This is a genomic window from Bacillus sp. 3a (assembly GCF_017161885.1).
GTDB lineage: Bacteria > Bacillota > Bacilli > Bacillales > Bacillaceae > Bacillus > Bacillus safensis.
Genome location: NZ_CP067376.1, coordinates 2,373,246 through 2,396,369 on the forward strand (window position 1 = coordinate 2,373,246; position 23,124 = coordinate 2,396,369).

The window sequence follows — 23,124 nt, forward strand, 5'->3', positions numbered from 1 at the left end:
TCAATTGAATCACCAAAAGCCAATTTTCTCATTTCAAAAGAAAATTGGCTTTTTTTATGCAAATAAGAAGTTGATTTTTTCACTATGTTCTTACATTGGGTATAATAATGGCAATGACTTCAGGAGAGTGATCAATGTATGCCAAAGCATCAAAGCAAAGTATTAATGATCGATGACGAAAAAGAAATTTTGGAATTAATCAACACAGTATTAACAAGAGAAGGCATTGATCGTGTCATAACAGCTTCAACTGCCCGTGAGGGGCTCACGAAATTTCATCAAGAACAGCCCGATCTTGTCATACTTGATATTATGCTGCCAGACGGTGAAGGCTATGATATTTGCAGACAAATCAGAGAGACCTCCCATGTTCCGATTATCTTTTTATCAGCAAAGGGAGAGGAAACAGACAAAATTGTAGGACTTGCCATCGGCGGGGATGACTACATTACAAAACCGTTCAGCCCAAAGGAAGTCGCCTACCGGGTGAAAGCGCAGCTGAGACGGCTCTCATACTTGCAGTCATCTCAAGCCGATCCCGTGATCAAAAAAGGGCCGTTTGAATTAAACGAGCAGCAAGCAGAACTGACGAAAAACGGCGCGGTCATTGAGCTCACGCCGAAAGAGCTTCTGCTGATGACCTACTTCTTGCAGCATCCGAACCGCATCATCAGTAAAGAAACGCTTTATCAAACTGTTTGGGGGGAAGACTTCTTCGGTTCTGACAATACGGTGATGGTTCATATCCGAAGACTTCGGGAAAAAATAGAAAATTCCCCGTCAACACCAGAGTTTCTCGTCACAGTCAAAGGGCTTGGCTATAAATTTGTTGTAAAGGATGCGTAAGGATGAAATGGCGATTAACAGGCAGATATATGGTCTCTGTCATTATCGTGACCATAATCACGGTCTTTATCAACTTATTCGTATTTATGATTTGGCTCGTACTTCAGGCAAACAGCCAGCATAACGAGGAAAATACGCCCGAAACCTTTACAAGATCATTTGAACAATACGTCTCTTTCTCTGATCAAGGGATAACCGTAAACAAAAAAGGGCAGAAAGCCTTAAAACAACAGAATGCATGGATTCAAATTTTAGACGAAAATGGACAGGACGTGTATCATGCGCAGGCACCTAAAGGATTAAAGCACAAATATACACCGATAGACATCGTGAACTTACATAAATATAAAGATAAGCAATTATTATCGACCATTTATGCTGGCGGAAAAAAAGTAAAGGGCAAAGAATACAGTTACTTTATCGGATTTAAAGATCCTTCCATTGGAAAATACCTATTCTCGTTTGACACGAAGGATTTAGTCACTAGATTCAATATCGGGACGATGATTTTATTATCAATTGATGCCATCATAGCATTACTCATTGGTTACTTATTCAGCCGGCAGCTCACAAAACCGCTCGGCCGTGCCATTCATAGCATCCAGCGGCTGGCAAACGGAGATTACACGACAAATCTGCCTGCTAAAGGAATTTATAAAGATGTCTTCTATAATGTCAATCACTTATCAGAGCAGCTCGCTTCAAGCAAAAAAGAAAAAGACAAACTAGAGCAAATGCGTGAAGAATGGATCAGCCATATTTCTCATGATATTAAAACGCCGCTCGCTTCTATTCAAGGCTATGCAGAAATCATGAAAGACCCAAAGTATCCTCTTTCAAAACAAGACATCAGACATTACGCGGGCATCATTGAGAATAAATCATTGTATATCAAAGATGTCATGGAGGATCTGAATTTAACGACAAGGCTGAAAAATAACGGCGTCATGCTCAATAAAGAGCTGGTCAACATCGTGTCACTGCTGCGGGAAACGTTAATTGATATTTTGAACGATTCAAGATATGCGGATCAGACGATTGAGCTTCAAACGAATGAAGACAAGCTCATGCTGAATATTGATAAAATCCTCATTCGAAGAGCGGTTACCAATCTGATTTTAAATGCCCTCGTTCACAATGATCCTGATGTGACGATCATTGTACAGCTTGAACAAAAAGAAAAAACCCATATCACGATTAAAGACAACGGCAGAGGAATAGAAGAGGCAGAGCTGGAAAAAGTGTTTGACCGCTATTACAGGGGGACGAATACAGGAGTTTCACATGCTGGCTCTGGTCTTGGGATGGCCATTGCAAAGGATATTATCGTCAAGCACGGCGGGGACATCACGATCCGCAGCAGTGTAGGAAAAGGAACAACAATTGATATCCAACTACCAGCATAAAAATAGACAAAAAAAAACGGTTCTGATCAACAACAGAACCGTTTTTTTACCTATTATTTATTCTGAAAATACTTTGATGCCTTTCACAATGTTCCAAATGAAGAAGTAGATGGCAACAAGGAATGTCACTGCATATGTCGCAATTAAGAAAGGCCCCGCATGGCTGATATCTTTCATACCAAGTAAACCTGAACCAAGGATGCCAATACCAAAAATCAAATAAGGTATGACATGCGTCCATAATGATTTTTTCGCATGATATTTCACTTCGTCCTGACCTAAGAAATAGACGATAATTGGGAACAAAAATGGTGCGAAAAAGATACTGAAGTAACATAATGATGACAAGACTTTATTTTCTCTCAAAACGTTTCACCTCTATGATTTATTGACTACAAACACATTGTACTACCTCAACCTTAATCCGTATTAATCTGAACCTTACAGCAACCTTAAAAATGTTTACCTTTTAAAATAATTTATAAACGACATAATATAATATAGGTATTTAAATCTATTTTACCGAAAAAATAGTTGACTTTGGTTTATCCTGTGTTTACAATAAAGTCGTAACCGATGCAGGAGTGTTACTGATATCATCAGGCACCACCAAGTCAGGTAAACATGTTGTACATTTGTACGTTGTTTGCTGAGATTTTGGTGTTTTTTTTATGCTTTTTTAGCAGTTTTAGGTAAGGTGGGATGAAGATGTTCACCGTCGTTAAAGTTTTAAACAATAATATCGTATTAGCTCTAACAGACACTCAAAATGAAGTAGTTGTTTTTGGTACAGGAATAGGCTTTAAGAAGAAAAAGGGTGATACACTTGATGAGAGCGCTGTCAGTAAGACATTTTATTCTGATCAGACGTCTCCATTAGAATCTCAACTTGCCGCTATCCCAACTGATATTCTTTTATTAACTGAAAAAATCATTCATATGGGCGAAGAGATGTTGAATAAAAAATTAGGTTCTAGCATGCTGTTTTCGCTATCTGATCATCTTACCTTTTCAATTCAAAGGCATCAAGAAAAATGGAATATGAAAACCCTATTGTATGGGAAATTCCACATCTATATTATCAAGAATATCAAATTGGGGAAAAAGCACTTAAAATTATTCAAAAAATGATGGGAATTACTTTTCATGATACAGAGGCTTCACTTATTGCCCTTCATTTTGTAAACGCTCAAATAGATGGTCAGTCTATGGGAGATACGATCAAAATGACCCATCTCACGAAGGAAATCGTTAAGATTATTCAAAACATTTTCGAGATGGTGTTAGATAAATCATCAATAGATTATTCGAGGTTTATCACTCATTTGAGATATTTTATTGTCAGACAAGAAACAAATCAACCGCCTCAGCAAATGGATGATTCATTAAAAGAATTAATTCAGGATCGGTATATGAAGAGCTATGCATGCGGTTTAATTATTAAAGAAATGTTAAAGCGGGAATTCAATTGGAATGTCACTGAAGACGAACTTGTTTTTCTAGTCATTCATATTGAAAGAATTACAAAGAAACATCAAAAGAATAAATGATTTCTTTTAGGCGTGTTATGAAAAAGCATTAACCTAAACAAATCTCCATTTAGAAGTCTTTCTAATGGTGGATTTTGTTTAGGTTTTTTTTGTGAAAATGAAGGGGTGAAGACATGGGAAACAAAGAATTGGCGCAAGAAATTATTAAATTAATCGGTGGAACCGGCAATATATCTCAAAGCTGGCATTGTATTACGAGGCTGAGATTTAATATCAACGATGAAAAACAGGTGAAAGTAGATGAACTGAAAACAGTAGACGGTGTGCTGGGAGCGCAATTCCAAAGCGGACAATTCCAAGTCATTATTGGAGCAAAGGTTGCAGAAGTCTATGAGGAAATCGACCATCTGATTGGAGAGAGCAGCAATGATTCTACTCCTGCTAAAAATACGTCAAAAATGAATCCAATCGAAGTCGTATTCGATGTCATTAGCGGGATTTTCACACCGATTTTGCCTGCGATTGTTGGTAGTGGATTGATAAAAGGGATCATGGCTTTGTTCGTTAGTTTAGGCTGGATGACGGAAAAAAGCTCTACCTATGCTGTACTTCAAATCTTTTCAAATGCTGTCTTTTACTTTTTACCTTTCCTCATTGCGTATTCTGCAGCGAAGAAATTTAAAACACGAGAATCTCTCGCGATGGCACTCGCTGGGATTTTATTGTATCCAACGATGGTGGAAGGTGCAGCAAAAGGGGCAGATCCACTTAGTTTTTTAGGATTGAGTATCCCATTAAATAATTATACTTCTTCTGTCTTACCAATTATTTTAGGAGTGCTGCTCCTTAGCTTTATTGATAAGTGGATAACGAAAGTGATTCCAAAATCCTTAAGTATTGTGTTTACACCGGTACTGAGTTTAATGATCACGGCGCCTCTTACACTAGCTTTCATAGCGCCTATTGGAAACGTTTTCGGTCAGTATTTAGAGATCTTTTTCACTTCTTTATTCCATTTTGCTGGACCGATTGCAGGTTTATTAATGGGAGGCCTCATGCCTTTAATTGTGCTAACTGGGATGCATTACGCATTCTTCCCAAGCACGTTTGCCAGCTTTGAAAAAGTTGGCTACGATATCATGCTGCTTCCGATGAACTTTATTGCCAATATGGCACAAGCAGGTGCCGTTTTAGGGGTCATCATTCGCACAAAACGAGTAGAAACAAGGTCTTTGGCGTTATCAACATTGCTGCCGAGTTTCTTTGGAATTACAGAACCAGCCATTTATGGCGTAACACTGAGACTGAAAAAGCCTTTCTATGCTTCATTAATAGGCGGCGCAGTTGGCGGATGTTTTTATGGTTTATTCTCAGTCAAAACGACAGCATTTTCAATTCCAGGTATTACATCTCTGCCAACCTATATTATGAAAGGCACAAATAATTTCCAGCTGGCTTTAATTGGAATAGCGCTGAGCTTTTTGGTCTCACTGCTTGCCACTATGTTTCTTGGCTTCAATGAACCTGCCACAAAGGATGAAGGGCAGCCGGAAAAACAGGGAAAGCCATCTAAATATCCAGAAAATGCAGTCAATCAACAAGCTGCCAGACAAGTAAATCCTTATGAAATACAAGCACCTATAACTGGTAAAGTCGTTCCTTTATCTGACGTAAATGATGCCGTCTTTTCAAGCGAAATGATGGGCAAGGGAGTAGCGATTATACCTGATAAGGGGGTGGTACAAGCGCCGTTTGCCGGAAAAGTAGTGACCGTTACACCTACTAAACATGCAATAGGTTTGGTTTCAGATGATGGGGTTGAATTATTAATACATGTAGGGATTGATACCGTCAGCCTAAATGGTCAATTCTTTGAGGTATTGGTGGAAGAAGGAGATGAAATCAACATCGGGGATCATTTATTATCATTTGATATAGAAGGAATTCAATCAAAAGGATTAGATGTCGTGACACCTATGATCGTCACTAATTCCTCGAAGTACCTGGATGTTATTTATACAGGTGACTCTTATGTCAACGCAGGAGAAAATAAACTCTTAATGCTCATTCATTAATCAAAATAGAAGGGATGATTGAAATGAAAGAATTAAAAAAAGGATTTTCAGATAATTTTCTATGGGGTGGCGCAACCGCTGCCAATCAAATAGAGGGTGCATATTTAGAAGGCGGAAAAGGGCTGTCAACTTCAGACTTCGCTGCATATAAAGATCCTTATGCACAAGGAAAAGTGAACAACTTTACATTCGATGTGAGTTCAGCTGAACTAAACAAGTACAAGGAAAGTCCTGATGCATTTGATTTCCCAAAAAGACGCGGAATTGATTTTTATCATCGTTATGAAGAAGATATTGCACTGTTTGCAGAAATGGGATTTAAAGTATTTCGTTTGTCTATCTCATGGGCAAGAATCTTTCCAACAGGCTTAGAGGACAAGCCGAATGAAGAAGGATTGGCTTTTTACGATAAAGTATTTGATGAATGTGCGAAATATGGAATTGAACCGCTAGTAACGATGTCTCATTATGAAATGCCGATTACTTTAACAGAAAAATATAATGGATGGATGAGTAGAGAGCTTGTCCCATTGTTCGAAAAATACGCACGTGCGATTTTAGAAAGATATAAAAACAAAGTGAAATATTGGATTACGTTTAATGAAATGAATATGAACCTCAATAGCCTTTATACAGGTGCTGGAATTTTAGAGGATCTAGTAGACCATAAATTACAAGCTGCTTACCAAGCATCTCATCATCAATTCGTGGCAAGTGCCTTAACAGTGAAGGCTGCGAAGGAAATCATTCCAGATGTCCAAATTGGCTGTATGATTAACCAGATTGAAGCCTATGCAAAAACAACAAAACCAGAGGATCAGCTGCAGGCAGTCAAATCGAATCAATTGAATATGTTCTATCCTGATGTTCAAGCTAGAGGCGAATATCCAACATACATGGTGAAATACTTTGCTGATAATCAAATCAAGCTGGATATTAAAGAGCAGGATGAACAAATTTTAAAAGAAGGCACGGTTGATTTTGTTGCGATCAGCTATTATATGTCCCATGTAGCAGAAGCACGTGAAGATGCAGCTGAGCTAGCGGGTACGTTTGACAGTCCGATTAAAAATGAACACTTGGAATTATCACAATGGGATTGGCCGATCGATCCAATGGGTCTGCGCATTTCATTAATTAAACTGTATGACAGATACCAAAAGCCTTTATTTGTTTGTGAAAATGGACTTGGTGCAAGGGATACATTGACACAAGACGGAAAAATACACGATGATTATCGAATTGATTATTTGAAAAAACATATTGAACAGATGAAAGAAGCCGTAAAAGAAGGTGTTGACTTAATGGGGTACACACCTTGGGGCTGCATTGACTTAATCAGCTGCGGAACATCTCAAATGACTAAACGCTATGGTTTGATCTATGTGGATCAAGACGACCTAGGAAATGGTACACTGAATCGTTACCGCAAAGACTCATTCTTCTGGTACAAAAATGTAATCGCATCAAATGGAGAAGACCTATAAAAGCAAATTGAATGATGTAAAACACCATCTCAGGGCGCCTTAACCGGCTGCATGCGATGGTGTTTTATTTTTTACGGAAACGTATCTTGACCTTGAAGTATAGTTCAACCTTTATAATGTAAATATAGAAAGACAAAATCACGAAAAAGGAGTAACGATGGAGTTGATGACTAGAGGAGAACTTGCCAAACAAACAGGAATAAGCCCTGCCGCAATTCGTTACTATGAAGAACACAACATTTTACCTGTCCCGAGACGCCGTTCGAACGGTTATAGACGATACACAGAAGATTATATTGTGAAAATTCAATTGATCAAAGATGCCAAATCATTGGGTTATTCACTAAAGGAAATAAAAGAAATATTGGAAATGCTGAGTCAAGACATAGAACTTGATACTTTAAAAAGAATTGTACATCAAAAACATGAAGAAATTGAAAAGAAAATTAACAGTCTCCGTCTCATACAAGACCTTTTATCTAACTTATTAAAGACTCCTGAGAAAGAAGTACAAGTGTATCTCAAATCATTTCGTATGATGAATCAGGATGACGAATAAACATATCTGCTTAAAGTAAAGGAGAGAAAACAAAATGAGTATCGACATTTTTAATGGAGAACGTTCTGAAGAAAGTATTCAATTTGAAACATTATTCACGTCCCAAAGTAATAAAGAGAGTTTTGCTAGTGTCGAAAAAACCAAAAATCTTCTGTCTCAAATAGAAAATATAAAGCCTTATGCAATCGGAGACGATGTGAAATTAAAGAGTGAGATAAAGGAGCAGACTTTCGAAGGAATGCAGGTTTTCACATTGAATGACCAAATGTCGCAAAAACAAAAGGTGATTTTATATATACATGGTGGTGCCTGGGTAAACCAGCCTCTCGATTTCCATTGGTGGTACATGGATAAAATGGCTAGGTCCCTTAACGCCAAAGTCATCGCTCCTATTTACCCTAAATTACCTCATTACAGCTACCAAGATACCTATCCAAAAATTCTAAATCTATATAAAGAAATACTAAAAACGGTTGAGAGTACCGATCAATTAACGATCATGGGTGATTCAGCGGGCGGAAATATCTCTCTTGGCCTTGCGCACCTCTTAAAGATGGAAGGTCTGCCGCAGCCGAAGGATATCATTTTATTATCTGCATGTGTTGATATGAGTTTAAGCAATCCTCTTATATTTGAATATGCCGATAAAGATCCCATTCTAGCGCCAGAAGGAATAGATGTCATTACAAAAATGTGGGCAGCAGATAAAAAGGTAACTGACCCATTAATCAGTCCGATTCACGGTGACTTTAACGGTCTTGCGAAGATCACTCATTTTATTGGAACACATGATATTTTATATCCAGATGCACTAAAGCTTGATGAAAAGCTAGCAGAACAAGGAATTGACATGAAAACCTTTGTTTATCCAGAAATGCTGCATGTATTTGTCGTCATGCCAATCCCTGAGGCACAAGACGCTCAGGAAAAAATCATTCAGGTGATAAATAGTTAGATTCTCTTTTCACATATCAAAATGCTCCGGCTTGAATATTTGAAAGCTTAGCGAAATGGGCTGCTTACTGAAAGCAGTCTTTTTCCATTCAACATGACATAACATTCGGAATGTCAATTCACCTCAGATTAAATATTCCTTAAATTCCAATTTTTGTTTACAATGTGCGGATTTCCTATTAATATGATACATATTCGGTTGTTCACCGGTTCATAAAGGAGAGTGACATGATGAGTGTTTTCTTTCTTCATCCCATGGCGCTAATCTTATTTACACTGCCTTTGTTATCTTTGGTATGGGGGATTGTTGGCTACTGCATCTTTAAGCGAGTTTACATCGTTCTTATCATCACATTTGCAGTCTCCACTATTTTCATATTTGCCTATACTGGGTTTGACATGTCAAATATGTATTGGGTCGTGGTCATGACCTTTTTATGCATGTGTACCTCTGTCATCACAAAAATCATTCGATATATGTATGCCCGCTATAAAAGAGCATAACGAAAAAGCTGATGGTCACAAAAATCAGCTTTTTTGTATCCATTCTTCATCTAGCGGAACCGCCCATTATCTGAAGTTTGGTATAATAGATCAGTATATTCAAAACGAGCATAGAAGGGCGAAGGGGACACAATGCACACATTTGATCTTACTCCAAAAGATGTAGAGTTAATAGACGAAGCAAAAAAGAAGATTACGAGCCTTTATGAAGAGGATAAACACCATGTAGGAGCCGCTATCCGCATGAAAACAGGAGAAATGATCTCGGCTGTCCATATAGAAGCGTATATCGGACGGGTAACGGTTTGTGCAGAAGCCATTGCAATTGGCAGTGCTTTATCGAATGGATATAAAGATTTTGATACAATAGTTGCCGTTCGACATCCATATTCAGATGAAGAGGATAGAAGATTGAGGGTCGTAAGCCCTTGCGGCATCTGCAGAGAGCTCATTTCAGATTTCGGACCAGAATGTTTTGTCATCATAGAAATAGATGGCGAACTAGTCAAAGTGAAAATCGGGGAACTGATTCCACTCAAATATACTAGAAGTTGATGTACGACCTAGACTTAGCAGGAAGAGGGACGCATCAAGCGTTCTCTTTGTTACATTCCAGATAACTGAAAAATCGCTCCACAAAATCAGCCCCATGTATGTTCTCCATATGCGCCGTGTTAAAAATATATTGTTCCATATGCTCAAGCCTGCGCAGGCTGCGTACCAGTACTTTCCGATCCTCGTCAGAAAGATGAGGGTCATGATTTATCTTCAGCAATGCCTGTTTGACACGCGCGGAGACCTTTTCAACATATAGATGGTTTTTGGAAGCTGGCGGAATACATTGCGACAGGTCACAGCCTGTAAAGCGAACACCGTCAAGAATGCAGTTTTCAAAGTTGGCGATCAGCTTTTGTTTACCATTTCCCTCAAACGTTATATCCACTAGCTTACCGGTAAAGGTACAATGAACAATATTCGCTGCTTGTAAAATGCGGTCATTAAACCTGCATTGATAAAATGTACAGTTGATAAACGCAGCATTTTCCAATGTCATTCCTCTCATATCACAGGAGGAAAATTCGCAATTCGTAAAAACAGCCTCGCCTTTAGCAATCCCAACAGAGCGCAAATCGGAACGAATAAACGTACAATGCTCAATCGTACTACCTGCAAAGAATCTCGCATTCGTCAGATCACACGTATTAAATACAAGATGACGCAGCTGACAGTTCCAAAATATAGGTGAATGAACATTCGAGTTATTGATGGTCGTTCCGCTTATCGTTTCATGTTCATACCTGACAATATCAGAAAATATTTCGTTGTCTACTGACATTCCAGACTCAAGCCTTCTCATTGTGATCACCTATCATTTCTTCAGAATCTTTTCCAATGATGAATACCTTCCAGCAAGTTCATTTCGGTTTCACTAAGCGGTTGGCACTGACAAGTTATTATATCATAAAGCTAGAAACATAAAGAGGGTGGTCATCGTTTTGAAAAGCGCTTATATCAAAATGTGTATTTCACATTCATTTTTTGATCATTACATTCTGCAAAAGCCTGTACATGTGGAAAGTCTGTCATACGATGGCGTGGAAAACGAGCAGAAAGTGATGACCTGATGGTCTCATGTCTATTGCATGGCTGACAGGTGCTATCATGGAGAAACTAAGAAGGATGATTTTTTTATTTGTTTCTATTTCTGTTCCCCAGAATAGATATCCGCAACGATTTTTAAAAAAGCCTTCAAAGCACGTGTTTTATATCGATCTTTCTTCACGACAATGCCGATTTTCCAGGGAATATATTGACTGCTAATTGGTTTTACACAAATGTCCTCTCTGTACATATCCGTTAAAGGACTTGGAAGGATCGCCACTCCAAGTTCATCACGAACTAATGTCAAAAGCAAATCCCATTGTGTTGTGCTGTAAGCGATGTTGGGAACAAAATGTTCCTTACGGCAGCTATCTACAATCACTTGACTCAACGCAAATGAAGAATCAAACAATATCCAGTTATCCTCTTTAAGCTGTTCGAGTGAGAGCTGTTGTTCATCTTTTAAAGCGTGATTTTTTGGTAAACAAGCCACAAACGGCGCTTCAAAAATGAGTTGTTCTTCTAATTCATGACTTTGCGCAGGTATGACAACAAAGGCAACATCTACTTCGCCTTTCTCAACGAGTTTTTCTACATGCAAGCCGCCCTCTTCAATCATTTCGAGTGTCACATTTGGATGCTTTTTAGTAAAAGCCTTTGCCACTTTGGAAAAGAAAAAGGTACCAATTATTTGTGGCAGACCGATCTTTAAATGGCCGCGAATATGCGTCTCGGTATCACCCAGCTCCATTTGCAACTCATTCATTTGCTGAAGCACCGCAATCGCTTTTTCATATACAAGCTGTCCTTCATCCGTTAACCTAAAAATTCGATTTGACCGATCGAAAAGGATGACACCCAGTTTTTTCTCTAATTTTTGAATGGTTTTAGTAAGGGAAGGCTGTGCGATAAAAAGCTTTTCACTTGCTCTTGAAAAACTTCCACATTCCGCAATTGTTTTAAAAATTTCAAAGTCCCGTATGTTCATTTTATCCTCCCATTATTCCAATAAGGCATACTCATTATGATGATGATATATTGTACATGATAAACGTTTATTTTTACACTGAGAATAAGGAGGGGGTAAGATGTCAACATGTAGAGTTGCTGTTGTGCAAGCTGCTTCTGTCATTATGGATAGAGAAGCATGTACTGAAAAAGCCATTTCGTTAACACTTGAGGCTGGAGAAAAAGGAGCCAATATTGTTGTATTCCCTGAAGCATTTATACCTGCTTATCCAAGAGGACTAGCATTTGGCGCCACTGTAGGAAGCCGTTCTCCAGAAGGAAGAAAGGACTGGCTTCGTTACTTAGAAAATTCAGTTCCAGTTCCTAGTCAAACGACAGACAGATTAGGAGAAGCAGCCCGCAAAGCTGGTGTCTACCTCGTCATTGGTGTCATTGAAAGAGATGATGAATCAAGCCGCGGGACTTTATATTGTTCCGTATTGTTTTTCGGACCAGATGGAGCCTTACTTGGAAAGCACCGTAAACTAAAGCCGACAGGCTCTGAACGACTCATATGGGGAGAGGGGGATGGCAGCACACTGCCGGTTTTCGATACACCGTATGGTAAAATAGGCGCTTTAATTTGCTGGGAAAACTATATGCCATTAGCTAGAGCAGCGATGTATGCAAAAGGCGTACAAATCTATATAGCCCCTACAGCAGATTCCAGGGAGCTATGGCAATCAACGATTCGCCATATTGCCGCAGAAGGCCGCTGCTTCGTTCTATCTTGTAATCAATATGTGAATAAAGAGATGTATCCTAAAGATTTAGCCTGCTATGATGAATTATCATCTTCTCCTGATGAAATGTGCCGAGGGGGAAGTGCAATCGTCGGTCCGTTAGGCGAATATATAAAAGAACCTGTCTATGGTCAAGAAGAGATACTGCTGGCAGATCTTGATTTGCGTGATATTTCTTCTAGTCAATTTGACTTCGATGTCGTAGGACATTATTCAAGACCTGATGTCTTCCAGCTCGTCGTCAATGAAGAGAAAAAAGAAAATGTAAAGTGGATAAATCGATGAAATCACACGAAAAAAAGAGCAGCCATCCAGCCGCTCTTTTTTCGTGTGTCAACCTTGATGAGTTTTTAATGGACCTTTTGTGATTTGAGAAAGCTCAGCATTAATATCAAAGATTTTAGCGTTGATGTCTGTTATTCCAAAGCTGGTTATTCTTTTAGAATGCATTTCAAGATAGTTTTCAGCTGCTTCTTTTGTTTCGAATAAGTAGATTCCGCCAGCCTCATTCTTCTCGGGATTCTCCGTCCATATTTTCCATATGAATCCGTCTTCCTCTTTTATACTTTTCGCTAAATCAGAAAACTCTTTTGCCATTTCATCACCGAAAGGGCCCTTCATCTTAAAATCCATCTGTAATAAATGTGCCATCGTCATTCTCCTTATGTCGAAGTTGTAAAATACAGTTCTCCCAGCACTTCTTTCATTTGATACTGCTGCTGGGGAAGTTCTTTCTTCATAAAAGACCGTACATCTGATTGGTCAACATCGTACATTACTTCAATTTCTTTAGAAAATAGAAGTTTTTCTTTTTCGAGCAGAATAGAAACAGCTGGGCGCTTTTTCGGTTCAAGTTCTTCAGTGTTTAAAGCTTGCTTTAATCCTTCAACATAGACTTCAAATGAGCGGCCACCCGTGATTTTGACTCCTTTATTTTCTTCGTTGACGAAGATGATCGTTGGGAAACCTCTAGCACCAAGGTCTCGAACAAGAGTAAAATCTTGATCTAATAATTCCTGGCCGCTAGGCAGCTCCGCTTCATGGACTATCACATCTCCGTTAAGTCCAAGGTCGTTGACGATATCAATTAACACCGTGATATCCGATATATTTTGATTGAAGGCAAATAGCGCTTCTCTTGCACGGCGTAAAAAAGTATAGGCTATTGCATCATCATGATGTTTTTGAATCACTTTGAACACGCGAGAGGGCGGGTAGGAGGATTGAACAGGATTGTCAATCATTAAGGAACCATCAATTGGCATGCGGGAATGTTCTCCAACCTCTCTCCAGTGACCAGCAACATCAGCAGGCTTATAAATTCCGTTTGCAGGATCAATTGGACCACCATGCCATTTCTCTAACAGTCCACCCAACACAGTCTGGAAATGAAAATAATGTCCATATTGCTCTTTCAATCGACGCAGGACAGGTTCAATTGCCCAGCAATGCGAACAAATTGGGTCTGTTACATAATAGAGCGTAATAGATTTTTTAGATTGTTGAAAATCAATCACCTGGATATCCTCTTCTTCACCTACACCACATACACCTGTTTCTATATCACAAAACATCTCATTGTTTTTCAATTTCATTTACCTCCTCAAATTATGCAGGAAACGCTATTCCCTATGTTTGTTTGAATCAATCATTTGCATTACAATTAGATCTTAAGACACAATGAGTAAGACCAACACCAATAATTTCTTCAATTTGTTGTTTATCCAACAGATTAATAGATGTGTTGAAAAAGGAGGAGAGATAAGATGACGCAGCCAAAGACAGACCCTCGGGTTCTGAGAACGCGTAAGTTAATCATGGAGTCTTTTATGAAACTTTCATCGAAAAAGGAATTTAAGGATATTACGATCAAAGATGTCACGGCAGAAGCCATGATCAACCGAGCGACGTTTTATTATCATTTTGAGGATAAATACGATTTGCTGGATAAAACGCTGTCAGAAGTATTATCGATTAATTTAGAAAGTATTCATTTCAATCATCGTAAACTAGATGAAGATACGATCATCAATATTTTTAAAGCATTAACGAATTTTCAACAATCTCTGCATAACCGCTGCCAAGTAGAATATGAAACTGAACTTGCTCCTATTGTGAGGGAACAGCTTGAAATCATTTTTTATCAATTGTTAATCAATCAATATACAAATGTCGAAAAGCAAATTCTGAAGGTCACAGCTGTTTTTTTAAGCTGGGGAATTCACGGAGCTTCTGTTGAGTGGAGAAAAAATAGTTCGCACATATCATCAGAGGAATTTATCAAATCAGCAGTGCCATATATTTTGTCAGGGATTGATTTTAAACAAGCAGATAGTTGATTTGACAATTTTCAAAGGCTTCACTAATATAAATGCTATAGCATATAAATTTCATAGAGGGTGTTTTACATGGAGTTACAAGATTTAATAGGCTATCTCGTTCATCGTACCGATCTCAAAATGACAAATTATTTTACAAACAGGTTAAAGCCTTATGGGGTCACTCCTGAACAATGGAGTATTATCAGTATTCTGAGCAGTGAAAAGGGGACTACTCAAAAAGAATTGGCAGAAGGAATTGATAAAAATCAAACCACTGTCGTCAGAATGATCCAATCAATGGAACGAAAAGGGCTTGTCAAAAAAATCTATAACGAACAAGACCGGCGCTCACATCACCTGCTTTTAACAGAAAAAGGGCACGAGGTCAAAAAGGCCATTCTTCCTGTCGTCATGGATGCACATCAAACGGTAACAAAGCAATTAAGCGATGAAGAGATTCAACAATTAAAATTACTTTTGAACAAATTATTTCATTCAGACTATGAATCTTGAAATGTCTAATCTGTAATGATCTATTTATGCCCAATATATGCTATGACATATAAATTGCATCAGCTGAAAATTTGTCCATTTGGACTGAGTGTTTCAGTCAAATAACTTAGAAAGATGTGATCACGATTTTCATACTTATTCTGCAAATGATATTGGCCGCTTTCTTTTTTGTAACAGGATCGAAAATTATATCAGGGAAAATGGCAGAAGAGTTCAAACGATTTGGTTTACCTGCTTTTTTTAATGTTTTAACCGGAGCCTTTGAGCTCATAGGCGCTGCTGGAATGCTGATCGGCATATGGATGCCAACAATAGCAATATTATCAGGCTTACTGTTAGGAGGCACGATGCTTGCAGCTGCCTTTACTCTGATCGTATTAGCCAAAGACCCCTTTAAAAAAGCACTCCCTGCAATTGTGTTATTCGCTCTCAGTATCGGGGTCAGCTTGTACCACATTCTTTAAGTTGATATCAGAATAAAACACAAAACCTAAACAAATCTCCATTATTCTAATGGCGGATTGTGTTTAGGTTTTTTTGCGATTGAATTGTTTTCGAAGAACTAGGCATGAGACAGCGAATACTGCGAAAGCGCCCGCTGATCCAGCAGCAAACACCAGCTCAAATTGTTCTGGTTTGGACTTGAATAACAAAGGGACAGAAAGAATGAGAGCGGCACCACTAAAACTCAATCCTAATATCAACATTGCCAATAATTTATTCATAGAAACACCTCTTACACTCAGAATTAGAACAATGGAAACGACTGATTCAAGAATCATTGTGATGATTCGACATCCTTTCACATTCCTAGTTGAAGTGTATCATATGGTGGCAGGCGATTGTAAAACACACAATTGTGAAATAAACTTTTTAAACGAACACTGTTCTTTACGAACAGTGTTCGTTATAATATAAATGTGATGTGGCTTTAAACGATTTCCATAAAGAAGAGGAGATGCATACGATGACGGCATTATCTAAGAAACAAAAGCAGATCGCTATTATTGGAGGAGGGCCTGGGGGGCTAACACTCGCCTTAATACTGCAAAATTACGGTATAAAAACAACCATCTATGAACGAGAAATGCATGACAAGAGTCTTGAAAGAGGAGGCTCACTGGATATTCATGAAGAAACAGGTCAAAAAGCTTTAAAAGAAGCAGGAGTTTATGAGGAATTTCAAAGGAACGCCCGCTATGAAGGAGAAGATTTCCGTTTACTTGATAAATCAGGAAGAATTTATTTAGATGAAGAAACGGAATCAGATCAAAAAGGAACCCGCCCAGAAATTGATCGTGGTGTTTTGTGCGAACTGCTGTTAGATCAAATGAATGCTGAAAACATCAAATATGGATATAAACTAGAAAGTTGCATTTCATTAGAAAGCGGCATGACGGAGCTTCATTTTGAAAACGGAGTTGTTGAGACAGTTGATCTTGTAATTGGGGCAGATGGTGCTTTTTCTCGTGTGCGTCCTCTGTTAACAGATATTGATATTGAATACGCCGGACTCACGATGCTGGAACTGAATATCCTCAACGTAGAGATGAACCACCCTGATTTAGCTGCATTTAATAAACGTGGTAAGATGTTTGCTTTAGCTGACCACAAAGGACTGATTGGTCAGTTAAACGGAGATGGACGAATCAAAGTGTATGCAAGCCTTATGGTAGAGCGTAACTGGATTGAGACTTGTGGTATTCCGTTTCATCAAGCGAAAGAAGCAAAAGAACAATTATTAGCGTTATTTAGTGATTGGGACGATCAGCTGAAAAATTATATTCGTTATGCCGAAGATGCCATCATTCCAAGACGGATTTATACGCTTCCTGTCGGTTTTAAATGGAACCGCCATAAAGGAGCAACGCTTATCGGTGATGCCGCTCATGTCATGTCGCCATTCGCAGGGGAGGGTGTAAACATGGCGATGTTTGATGCAATGGAGCTTGCACTTGCGATAGTTCGAAATCCTCATCATATTGAAAAGGCTATTGAAGAATACGAAGACAGGATGTACGAATATTCATCGGAGAAAGCTCGTGAATCTGAAAAAAGTTTAAAGCTGTGTTTTTCAAAAGATGCTGCAATCAAGCTTGCTGAAATGATGAATTCTTTTCAAGAAAACGGTGATTGATGCTCAATTTACTATTTGACTTTGACATGTTATAAAGAGATTATGAACAATTCAAATCGTCGTATTATAAGTCGTCGGTCTCGGCCGGCTAAAGAGCCCTTAAGCCGTGAACTCATTGTGAAAACTGCCTATGAGCTTCTAAAGGAGCAAGGATTAGAGGGCATGAGTATGCGTAAGGTGGCTAAAGCACTCGATACGGGACCTGCATCCTTGTATGTCTACGTGAACAATTTTCAAGAACTAAGTGCTTACGTATTGGATTATGGTCTCGGCCAAATGGTTTATCCAGATTCAGTGAATGGCACATGGAAAGAACAGTTATTTGACATATTGCATACTTATTTCCTACTGTTATTCGAAAAACCTGGTCTTGCTGAAATTTCTCTTTCCACCATCCCGCAAGGAACGAACTTTTTACAGTTGACCGAACTTATTCTCGCTGCATTGCATGAAGGCGGGATCAAATCTACATCTGCTGCATGGGGAGTAGACCTGTTACTGTTATACGTATCTTCCGTAGCATACGAAAAGGTCTCTTGGAAGAAACATGGCTCTTCGCAGATTTCAGATACAAAGAAAGCATTTCATGATGCAGACAAAACGCGGTTTCCTTTCATCCATAGCCTAAAAGAAGAAATGTTTGCAGGTGATACCGTATCAATGGAACGGTTCAGGTGGGGAATTGAAGTCATTTTGTATGGAATCCAGCAAGAAATCAATTAGAAAGGAGCACAAGCAAAAAGCAGTCAATGGCTGCTTTTTTTATATTTTCTTAACTTTTTCAACATATATAAAAAAATCTATATATTGTTTTTGTATATAAAAAATTATATAATCTAGTGGAATAAACAAATGAGGTGCTTAGGCATGGAAAATATAAAGAATTTATTAGAGAGCTATATTCCTTTAGCAAAATCTACGGCAAAAATGTTTGGACCAAATTGTGAAGTCGTTATTCATGATTTAACGAACCCACAAGCATCTGTCATGTTTACAGTCAATCATCATGTGACGGGAAGAAAAATCGGTCAATCATTTGATCATTTGGTAAAGACTGTTTTACAATCAGAAGATTTTAAAGAAGATTATCTTGCTGGGTATACATTTAAAACAGAAGACAACCGTACCATTCGTTCTTCGACTTCATTAATTCGTGATTCGAAGAAAAAGGTGATCGGGGCATTCTGTATCAATTTTGATGTTGAAGCATTGAATCAAATGCAGCAATTTATGGATACTTTTCTTTCTACAAAAGTTGAAGTTCAAGAGAATGAAACAACATCAAATGATGATCTTGAAAATGTGGAAGGAATCGTAGATCAATTGATTCAACAGATCATTCAAAACAGTGTCCACCCAGTTATGAAACGCCATGAAAAAATTGAATTAATAAGGTTCATGGATGAAAAGGGAATCTTTTTAATGAAAGGTTCGGTTGAGAAGGTCGCATCTATGTTAGGTATTTCTAAAGTCACCGTCTATAGCTATTTGGATGAAATCAAACATAAATCGAATGAAGGGGAAACGAAATGAAAAGCATCCTTGAGGTAGGAAATCTAAAATCCAACGGACATTATGCATTCGCAACCATTCATCAAAACACGGTCTATGTTTCAGGACAATTTGCCATCAATCCTGAAACGAGAGAAAAGGAATTCGGCACCATCGAAGAAGAGACATTACAAGCGCTTAAGAATGTGGAGATGATTGTAGAAGCAGCCGGAAGTAAAAAAGAAAAGATTTTGCGTATGACATTATACATTTCGGATATTCATTTATGGGACAAAGTAGATGCGGTTTATACTCAATTTTTTGGTGAACATCAACCAGCACGTACTGTTGTCCCAACGAATGAATTACATTTTGGTTTCAAGATTGAAATTGATGCTATTTCTTATATTTAGAATATTTTTTTGCCTATGATATATAAAAAAGTATATTTTGTATAAAAAATTATTCGAAGGGGCTGATGATTGATGAATCAATTGATTTGTAACGATTGTGGGAAAAAGTATGAGATGACACCAACTCTATGGAAATGTGATTGTAACGGCGTATTAAACCTGGTGAAAGATACCCCTAAAATAGATATGGAGGCTTGGAATCACTACCCAAACTCATTATGGCGTTATGTTGAAACCATGCCATTTTCAAAAGGTTCTAAGACTTGGGAATCTGTGACAATGGGTGAAGGTCAAACTCCGTTAATCGTTTTAGATCCTCATGAGCCAAACACTTATGTAAAAGTTGATTATATGATGCCTACGCTATCCTTTAAAGATCGAGGAGCTGCTGTTTTAATGACAAAGGCAAAGGAATTAGGGGTATCAAAAGTCATTGCGGATAGCAGCGGGAATGCAGGAACGGCGATTGCCGCTTATGCAGCTCGTTGCGAGATTGCATGTGACATCTATCTAAGCGATGAAACTTCACCTAAAAAGATCGCTCAAATAAAAGCCCATGGAGCAACGATTAAAGAAATTCTCGGTACACGAGAGGATATTGCAGCCGCGGCGCAAAAAGCAGTAGACGCCGAAAACGTTTTTTATGCAAGCCATGTGTATAATCCTTATTTTTTTGAAGGAACAAAAACATACGCCTATGAAATATATGAACAAATAAAAGGAGCACCTGATGCATTAATCATTCCGGTTGGAAATGGTACTCTCCTCCTAGGTGCATATTACGGTTTTAAAGAGTTATTTGAAAATGGTTTAATTCAAAAAATACCGAAAATCATTGCCATACAAGCGAAAAACTGTGCTCCTCTCGTGAAAGCTTATCAAAACGCGGAGGAATCAGCATCGCCTGTTACGAATACAGGAACTTTGGCAGAAGGTATAGCCATTGCTGCCCCGGCGCGCTCCAAACAAATTCTAGAAGCTGTACAAGATACCAATGGTACATTTATAGATATTGAAGAGGATGAGATATTGAATGCACGCTCTAAACTAAGTGAGAAAGGATTTTATGTGGAAGTGACATCTGCAGTCAATTTTGCTGGCTACATGAAATATAAAAAGGAAGCAAAAGAAACAATCGTCATACCTCTTTGTGGTGCAGGAATTAAATCAAAATAACCAGATATGACTAATACAACTGATCCGGAATTGGCCAAATGATGATATAGATAAAATGAACGCTCTCTATAAATAGAAGGGTATCTCAAAAGAGATGCTCTTTTTCATGCCTAAATGTACAATCCCTTTTGCCCAAAAGTACAATTTCAATCAATTATTTCATTACGTAGAATAAAGAGGTGAATATCATGAATTCGATGAAAAAGGAGAAAGTGAATGGCTAAATTTTTATATAACTTAGGAAACTTTGCTTTTACTAAGCCTAAACGAATGTTAATCGGTTGGTTACTTATTTTAGTAGCTGTTGTTGCAGCAACAATAGGGACAGGCGTTTCATTTAATGGAGATATGTCGATTCCAGGAACAAAATCTGAAAAAGCGATGGATCTCTTGGAAAAGAAGTTCCCAGCAGGTGATGATGAGGGAACGATTCGTCTAATATTTAAAGCACCTAAAGATGAAACTTTAGAAGCAAAGAAAGTGAAACATAAAATTAATGAGACGATAAAAGAAATTAAAAAGGATAAAGCAGTTAAGCAGGTGACCGATTTATATCAGACCTTTACGATAAGTAAAGATAAGAAAATAGGATATGCGGATATTACGTATCGAGTGAAATCGGATAAGGTAAAGGAATCCTCAAAAGAGAAAGTATTAAATAGCATAAAGATTTCAAAAGATGCAGGCATCCAAACGGAATTAGGCGGCTCCGTCACATTCTCTGAAATTGAAGTAGGTGGGATTTCTGAAATCATAGGGATTGTCTTCGCCTTCTTGATTTTAGCCTTTACATTTGCTTCACTTTTGATCGCAGGATTACCAATATTGACGGCTGTGATTGGGCTAGTAATAGGTGTGATGGTCATTTTAATCACCTCAAACTTTGTAGAAATGTCTGCATTTAGTCTCACATTAGCGGTGATGATTGGTCTTGCAGTAGGAATTGATTATGCACTGTTTATCATTTCAAGATATCGACAGCTGTTAGCAGAGGGCTACAATTTAAATGAGGCTGCGGCTAGAGCTGTGGGTACCGCAGGAAGTGCTGTATTATTTGCGGGCGTCACTGTTATTGTTGCATTATGTGGACTTGTATTAGTTGACATACCATTTCTAGGTATCATGGGCCTTGTGGGAGCCTTTATGGTACTATCTGTTATGCTTGTTTCTCTCACGATTGTTCCAGCTATACTAGGGCTTCTTGGAGATAAGGTGAGTCCTTCTAGGAAATATAAGTTATTTTCTAAATTACAGCCAAAAAAAGAGAAAAAAACAATGGGCTGGGCAAGATTTATTCAAAAGCATCCGGGTAAAATAATGATAGGTGTCATTTTATTGACAGGATTGATAAGCTGGCCAGCACTTCATATGGAGCTTGGTCTTCCAGACAACGGTATGAAAGGTAAAGAAACAACTGAACGTAAAGGATACGATCTTTTAGCAGAAGGATTTGGCAAGGGGTTTAATGGACCACTTGCCATCATCATAGATGCCTCTCAAGCAGATAAAACGATGAAGTCCAAGTCCATCGAGGAATCATCAAAATTGTTAGAAAAAATGGATGGTATCAAACAAATCACGCCGGCGATCCCTGATCCATCGGGTGAGTACGCAATGTTAACAATCTTACCTAGAAGTGGTCCGGAGGATAAAGAAACGAAGCAATTAGTGAAAGACATTCGAAATGAATCGAGTGTGACTGACACAAAGTTTCTTGTGACTGGTTCTACTGCCGTGAATATAGATATTTCAGATAGACTCAGTGAAGCATTGCCAAAATTTGCAGGAGTCATTATTGGATTTGCTTTTGTGTTAATGATTCTTGTATTTAGATCATTCCTTGTTCCATTAAAGGCTGTACTAGGGTTTTTAATGACATTAACTGCTACATTAGGTTTTGCTGTCTTTGTTTTACAGGATGGACACCTTGCCCCATTGTTTGGAATACCTGCAGCAGGACCGTTGTTAAACTTTATGCCTGTACTAGTGACAGGAATATTATTTGGTCTTGCAATGGATTATGAAGTATTTTTAGTTAGTAGAATGAGGGAAGAATTTCTTCTATCTCATGATGCAAAGAAATCTGTTATTTCTGGATTACAGCATAGTGGCAGGGTTGTAACTGCAGCAGGCTTAATTATGATTTTCGTTTTCGCAAGCTTTATTTTTGCTCAAGACTTGATTATTAAAACAATGGGATTAACATTGGCATTTGGGGTTTTATTCGATGCATTTGTCATTAGAATGACCTTTATCCCTGCTTGTATGATGCTATTAGGGCGGGCAAATTGGTACTTACCAAAATGGCTGGCTCAATTGCTTCCGCATATTGATATTGAAGGAGAGTCAATTGCCCAAAAGGAAAAGAAGATTATATAATGTATTCTTTTTAAATGTTA

26 protein-coding genes are annotated in these 23,124 nt (G+C 38.2%); 20 read left to right on the top strand and 6 right to left on the bottom strand.

Annotation, left to right across the window (positions count from 1 at the left end):
- Nucleotides 1-138 precede the first annotated feature (138 nt).
- Together JJ692_RS12055 and JJ692_RS12060 are read left to right on the top strand one after the other, a co-directional pair.
- Nucleotides 139-846, top strand: a complete 708-nt coding sequence (locus tag JJ692_RS12055; protein WP_024425182.1) for a response regulator transcription factor — start codon at nucleotides 139-141, stop codon at nucleotides 844-846.
- A 2-nt stretch (nucleotides 847-848) separates the two neighbouring features.
- Nucleotides 849-2,252: a sensor histidine kinase gene (locus JJ692_RS12060; protein ID WP_185854450.1), complete on the top strand. Its 1,404-nt coding sequence runs from the start codon at nucleotides 849-851 to the stop codon at nucleotides 2,250-2,252.
- A gap of 57 nt (nucleotides 2,253-2,309) precedes the next feature.
- On the opposite strand, the gene JJ692_RS12065 is transcribed toward JJ692_RS12060, so the two are convergent.
- Entirely contained in the window at nucleotides 2,310-2,618 is a 309-nt protein-coding gene (locus tag JJ692_RS12065; RefSeq protein WP_025093214.1) for a magnetosome magnetite crystal formation protein family, read from the bottom strand.
- 342 nt (nucleotides 2,619-2,960) lie between these two features.
- Here JJ692_RS12065 and JJ692_RS18975 point away from each other — a divergent pair, with 342 nt between their 5' ends.
- The 8 genes from JJ692_RS18975 (at nucleotide 2,961) to JJ692_RS12100 (ending at nucleotide 9,876) form a co-directional block, all read left to right on the top strand.
- Nucleotides 2,961-3,383 (top strand): CAT RNA binding domain-containing protein, encoded by a 423-nt coding sequence (locus JJ692_RS18975; RefSeq protein ID WP_241257955.1) that lies wholly within the window; start codon nucleotides 2,961-2,963, stop codon nucleotides 3,381-3,383.
- Nucleotides 3,287-3,802: a PRD domain-containing protein gene (locus JJ692_RS18980; protein ID WP_241257957.1), complete on the top strand. Its 516-nt coding sequence runs from the start codon at nucleotides 3,287-3,289 to the stop codon at nucleotides 3,800-3,802. The genes JJ692_RS18975 and JJ692_RS18980 overlap by 97 nt, the downstream gene beginning before the upstream one ends.
- A gap of 113 nt (nucleotides 3,803-3,915) precedes the next feature.
- Complete coding sequence (locus JJ692_RS12075; RefSeq protein ID WP_206533817.1) at nucleotides 3,916-5,817, top strand: beta-glucoside-specific PTS transporter subunit IIABC; 1,902 nt, start codon at nucleotides 3,916-3,918, stop codon at nucleotides 5,815-5,817.
- A gap of 23 nt (nucleotides 5,818-5,840) precedes the next feature.
- Complete coding sequence (locus JJ692_RS12080) at nucleotides 5,841-7,304, top strand: glycoside hydrolase family 1 protein (protein WP_206533818.1); 1,464 nt, start codon at nucleotides 5,841-5,843, stop codon at nucleotides 7,302-7,304.
- Between the two features lie 157 nt (nucleotides 7,305-7,461).
- A complete protein-coding gene (locus JJ692_RS12085; protein ID WP_151863048.1) occupies nucleotides 7,462-7,863 on the top strand; it encodes a MerR family transcriptional regulator in 402 nt (133 codons plus the stop codon).
- Nucleotides 7,864-7,897: 34 nt separating this feature from the next.
- A complete protein-coding gene (locus tag JJ692_RS12090) occupies nucleotides 7,898-8,818 on the top strand; it encodes an alpha/beta hydrolase fold domain-containing protein (protein ID WP_034622030.1) in 921 nt (306 codons plus the stop codon).
- Nucleotides 8,819-9,048: 230 nt separating this feature from the next.
- Complete coding sequence (locus JJ692_RS12095; RefSeq protein ID WP_024425174.1) at nucleotides 9,049-9,321, top strand: DUF2651 family protein; 273 nt, start codon at nucleotides 9,049-9,051, stop codon at nucleotides 9,319-9,321.
- A 132-nt stretch (nucleotides 9,322-9,453) separates the two neighbouring features.
- Nucleotides 9,454-9,876 (top strand): cytidine deaminase, encoded by a 423-nt coding sequence (locus JJ692_RS12100; RefSeq protein WP_044334523.1) that lies wholly within the window; start codon nucleotides 9,454-9,456, stop codon nucleotides 9,874-9,876.
- 34 nt (nucleotides 9,877-9,910) lie between these two features.
- Here the strand turns inward: JJ692_RS12100 and JJ692_RS12105 are convergent, their stop codons facing one another.
- Nucleotides 9,911-10,678 carry a pentapeptide repeat-containing protein gene (locus tag JJ692_RS12105; protein ID WP_044334521.1) on the bottom strand — a complete coding sequence of 256 codons (768 nt, stop codon included), beginning with the start codon at nucleotides 10,676-10,678 and terminating at the stop codon, nucleotides 9,911-9,913.
- A gap of 342 nt (nucleotides 10,679-11,020) precedes the next feature.
- Nucleotides 11,021-11,911 (bottom strand): LysR family transcriptional regulator, encoded by an 891-nt coding sequence (locus tag JJ692_RS12110; RefSeq protein ID WP_044334519.1) that lies wholly within the window; start codon nucleotides 11,909-11,911, stop codon nucleotides 11,021-11,023.
- Between the two features lie 100 nt (nucleotides 11,912-12,011).
- Here JJ692_RS12110 and JJ692_RS12115 point away from each other — a divergent pair, with 100 nt between their 5' ends.
- On the top strand, nucleotides 12,012-12,959 hold the full coding sequence (locus tag JJ692_RS12115) for a carbon-nitrogen hydrolase family protein (RefSeq protein ID WP_206533819.1): 948 nt from the start codon (nucleotides 12,012-12,014) through the stop codon (nucleotides 12,957-12,959).
- 48 nt (nucleotides 12,960-13,007) lie between these two features.
- On the opposite strand, the gene JJ692_RS12120 is transcribed toward JJ692_RS12115, so the two are convergent.
- Both JJ692_RS12120 and JJ692_RS12125 read right to left on the bottom strand, forming a co-directional pair.
- Nucleotides 13,008-13,325 carry a monooxygenase gene (locus tag JJ692_RS12120; RefSeq protein WP_044334515.1) on the bottom strand — a complete coding sequence of 106 codons (318 nt, stop codon included), beginning with the start codon at nucleotides 13,323-13,325 and terminating at the stop codon, nucleotides 13,008-13,010.
- Between the two features lie 11 nt (nucleotides 13,326-13,336).
- Nucleotides 13,337-14,263, bottom strand: a complete 927-nt coding sequence (locus tag JJ692_RS12125) for a DsbA family protein (RefSeq protein WP_044334513.1) — start codon at nucleotides 14,261-14,263, stop codon at nucleotides 13,337-13,339.
- 177 nt (nucleotides 14,264-14,440) lie between these two features.
- Here JJ692_RS12125 and JJ692_RS12130 point away from each other — a divergent pair, with 177 nt between their 5' ends.
- The 3 genes from JJ692_RS12130 to JJ692_RS12140 all read left to right on the top strand — a co-directional run bounded on the left by JJ692_RS12130 (nucleotide 14,441) and on the right by JJ692_RS12140 (nucleotide 15,972).
- Nucleotides 14,441-15,013: a TetR/AcrR family transcriptional regulator gene (locus tag JJ692_RS12130; RefSeq protein WP_025093225.1), complete on the top strand. Its 573-nt coding sequence runs from the start codon at nucleotides 14,441-14,443 to the stop codon at nucleotides 15,011-15,013.
- A 69-nt stretch (nucleotides 15,014-15,082) separates the two neighbouring features.
- Entirely contained in the window at nucleotides 15,083-15,508 is a 426-nt protein-coding gene (locus tag JJ692_RS12135; protein WP_044334508.1) for a MarR family winged helix-turn-helix transcriptional regulator, read from the top strand.
- 116 nt (nucleotides 15,509-15,624) lie between these two features.
- Nucleotides 15,625-15,972: a DoxX family protein gene (locus JJ692_RS12140; protein WP_277602649.1), complete on the top strand. Its 348-nt coding sequence runs from the start codon at nucleotides 15,625-15,627 to the stop codon at nucleotides 15,970-15,972.
- A 63-nt stretch (nucleotides 15,973-16,035) separates the two neighbouring features.
- On the opposite strand, the gene JJ692_RS12145 is transcribed toward JJ692_RS12140, so the two are convergent.
- Complete coding sequence (locus JJ692_RS12145) at nucleotides 16,036-16,233, bottom strand: hypothetical protein (protein WP_056766646.1); 198 nt, start codon at nucleotides 16,231-16,233, stop codon at nucleotides 16,036-16,038.
- 242 nt (nucleotides 16,234-16,475) lie between these two features.
- On the opposite strand from JJ692_RS12145, the gene JJ692_RS12150 reads away from it, so the two are divergent.
- From JJ692_RS12150 to JJ692_RS12175, 6 genes are all read left to right on the top strand, one after another.
- A complete protein-coding gene (locus JJ692_RS12150) occupies nucleotides 16,476-17,645 on the top strand; it encodes an FAD-dependent oxidoreductase (RefSeq protein ID WP_206533820.1) in 1,170 nt (389 codons plus the stop codon).
- A gap of 42 nt (nucleotides 17,646-17,687) precedes the next feature.
- Nucleotides 17,688-18,368, top strand: coding sequence for a TetR/AcrR family transcriptional regulator (locus JJ692_RS12155; RefSeq protein WP_044334502.1), 681 nt, complete (start codon nucleotides 17,688-17,690; stop codon nucleotides 18,366-18,368).
- 144 nt (nucleotides 18,369-18,512) lie between these two features.
- On the top strand, nucleotides 18,513-19,178 hold the full coding sequence (locus tag JJ692_RS12160) for a helix-turn-helix transcriptional regulator (protein WP_024425163.1): 666 nt from the start codon (nucleotides 18,513-18,515) through the stop codon (nucleotides 19,176-19,178).
- Nucleotides 19,175-19,549, top strand: coding sequence for a RidA family protein (locus JJ692_RS12165; RefSeq protein ID WP_044334500.1), 375 nt, complete (start codon nucleotides 19,175-19,177; stop codon nucleotides 19,547-19,549). The genes JJ692_RS12160 and JJ692_RS12165 overlap by 4 nt, the downstream gene beginning before the upstream one ends.
- A gap of 72 nt (nucleotides 19,550-19,621) precedes the next feature.
- The gene (locus JJ692_RS12170; RefSeq protein WP_206533821.1) at nucleotides 19,622-20,725 is read left to right on the top strand and encodes a threonine synthase; all 1,104 of its coding nucleotides are present in this window, start codon (nucleotides 19,622-19,624) and stop codon (nucleotides 20,723-20,725) included.
- A 216-nt stretch (nucleotides 20,726-20,941) separates the two neighbouring features.
- Entirely contained in the window at nucleotides 20,942-23,104 is a 2,163-nt protein-coding gene (locus JJ692_RS12175) for an MMPL family transporter (protein ID WP_206533822.1), read from the top strand.
- The last annotated feature ends 20 nt before the right edge of the window (nucleotides 23,105-23,124 follow it).

Bases quoted from the DNA above. Each gene is read 5' to 3' on its own strand.
- JJ692_RS12150 (WP_206533820.1), top strand. From the start codon at position 16,476: ATGACGGCATTATCTAAGAAACAAAAGCAGATCGCTATTATTGGAGGA.
- JJ692_RS12175 (WP_206533822.1), top strand. From the start codon at position 20,942: ATGGCTAAATTTTTATATAACTTAGGAAACTTTGCTTTTACTAAGCCT.
- JJ692_RS12085 (WP_151863048.1), top strand. From the start codon at position 7,462: ATGGAGTTGATGACTAGAGGAGAACTTGCCAAACAAACAGGAATAAGC.
- JJ692_RS12170 (WP_206533821.1), top strand. From the start codon at position 19,622: ATGAATCAATTGATTTGTAACGATTGTGGGAAAAAGTATGAGATGACA.
- JJ692_RS12145 (WP_056766646.1), bottom strand. From the start codon at position 16,233: ATGAATAAATTATTGGCAATGTTGATATTAGGATTGAGTTTTAGTGGT.
- JJ692_RS12055 (WP_024425182.1), top strand. From the start codon at position 139: ATGCCAAAGCATCAAAGCAAAGTATTAATGATCGATGACGAAAAAGAA.
- JJ692_RS12155 (WP_044334502.1), top strand. From the start codon at position 17,688: ATGAACAATTCAAATCGTCGTATTATAAGTCGTCGGTCTCGGCCGGCT.
- JJ692_RS18980 (WP_241257957.1), top strand. From the start codon at position 3,287: ATGGAATATGAAAACCCTATTGTATGGGAAATTCCACATCTATATTAT.
- JJ692_RS12100 (WP_044334523.1), top strand. From the start codon at position 9,454: ATGCACACATTTGATCTTACTCCAAAAGATGTAGAGTTAATAGACGAA.
- JJ692_RS12095 (WP_024425174.1), top strand. From the start codon at position 9,049: ATGAGTGTTTTCTTTCTTCATCCCATGGCGCTAATCTTATTTACACTG.
- JJ692_RS12120 (WP_044334515.1), bottom strand. From the start codon at position 13,325: ATGGCACATTTATTACAGATGGATTTTAAGATGAAGGGCCCTTTCGGT.
- JJ692_RS18975 (WP_241257955.1), top strand. From the start codon at position 2,961: ATGTTCACCGTCGTTAAAGTTTTAAACAATAATATCGTATTAGCTCTA.
- JJ692_RS12110 (WP_044334519.1), bottom strand. From the start codon at position 11,911: ATGAACATACGGGACTTTGAAATTTTTAAAACAATTGCGGAATGTGGA.
- JJ692_RS12105 (WP_044334521.1), bottom strand. From the start codon at position 10,678: ATGAGAAGGCTTGAGTCTGGAATGTCAGTAGACAACGAAATATTTTCT.
- JJ692_RS12135 (WP_044334508.1), top strand. From the start codon at position 15,083: ATGGAGTTACAAGATTTAATAGGCTATCTCGTTCATCGTACCGATCTC.
- JJ692_RS12115 (WP_206533819.1), top strand. From the start codon at position 12,012: ATGTCAACATGTAGAGTTGCTGTTGTGCAAGCTGCTTCTGTCATTATG.
- JJ692_RS12060 (WP_185854450.1), top strand. From the start codon at position 849: ATGAAATGGCGATTAACAGGCAGATATATGGTCTCTGTCATTATCGTG.
- JJ692_RS12075 (WP_206533817.1), top strand. From the start codon at position 3,916: ATGGGAAACAAAGAATTGGCGCAAGAAATTATTAAATTAATCGGTGGA.
- JJ692_RS12090 (WP_034622030.1), top strand. From the start codon at position 7,898: ATGAGTATCGACATTTTTAATGGAGAACGTTCTGAAGAAAGTATTCAA.
- JJ692_RS12130 (WP_025093225.1), top strand. From the start codon at position 14,441: ATGACGCAGCCAAAGACAGACCCTCGGGTTCTGAGAACGCGTAAGTTA.
- JJ692_RS12160 (WP_024425163.1), top strand. From the start codon at position 18,513: ATGGAAAATATAAAGAATTTATTAGAGAGCTATATTCCTTTAGCAAAA.
- JJ692_RS12080 (WP_206533818.1), top strand. From the start codon at position 5,841: ATGAAAGAATTAAAAAAAGGATTTTCAGATAATTTTCTATGGGGTGGC.
- JJ692_RS12165 (WP_044334500.1), top strand. From the start codon at position 19,175: ATGAAAAGCATCCTTGAGGTAGGAAATCTAAAATCCAACGGACATTAT.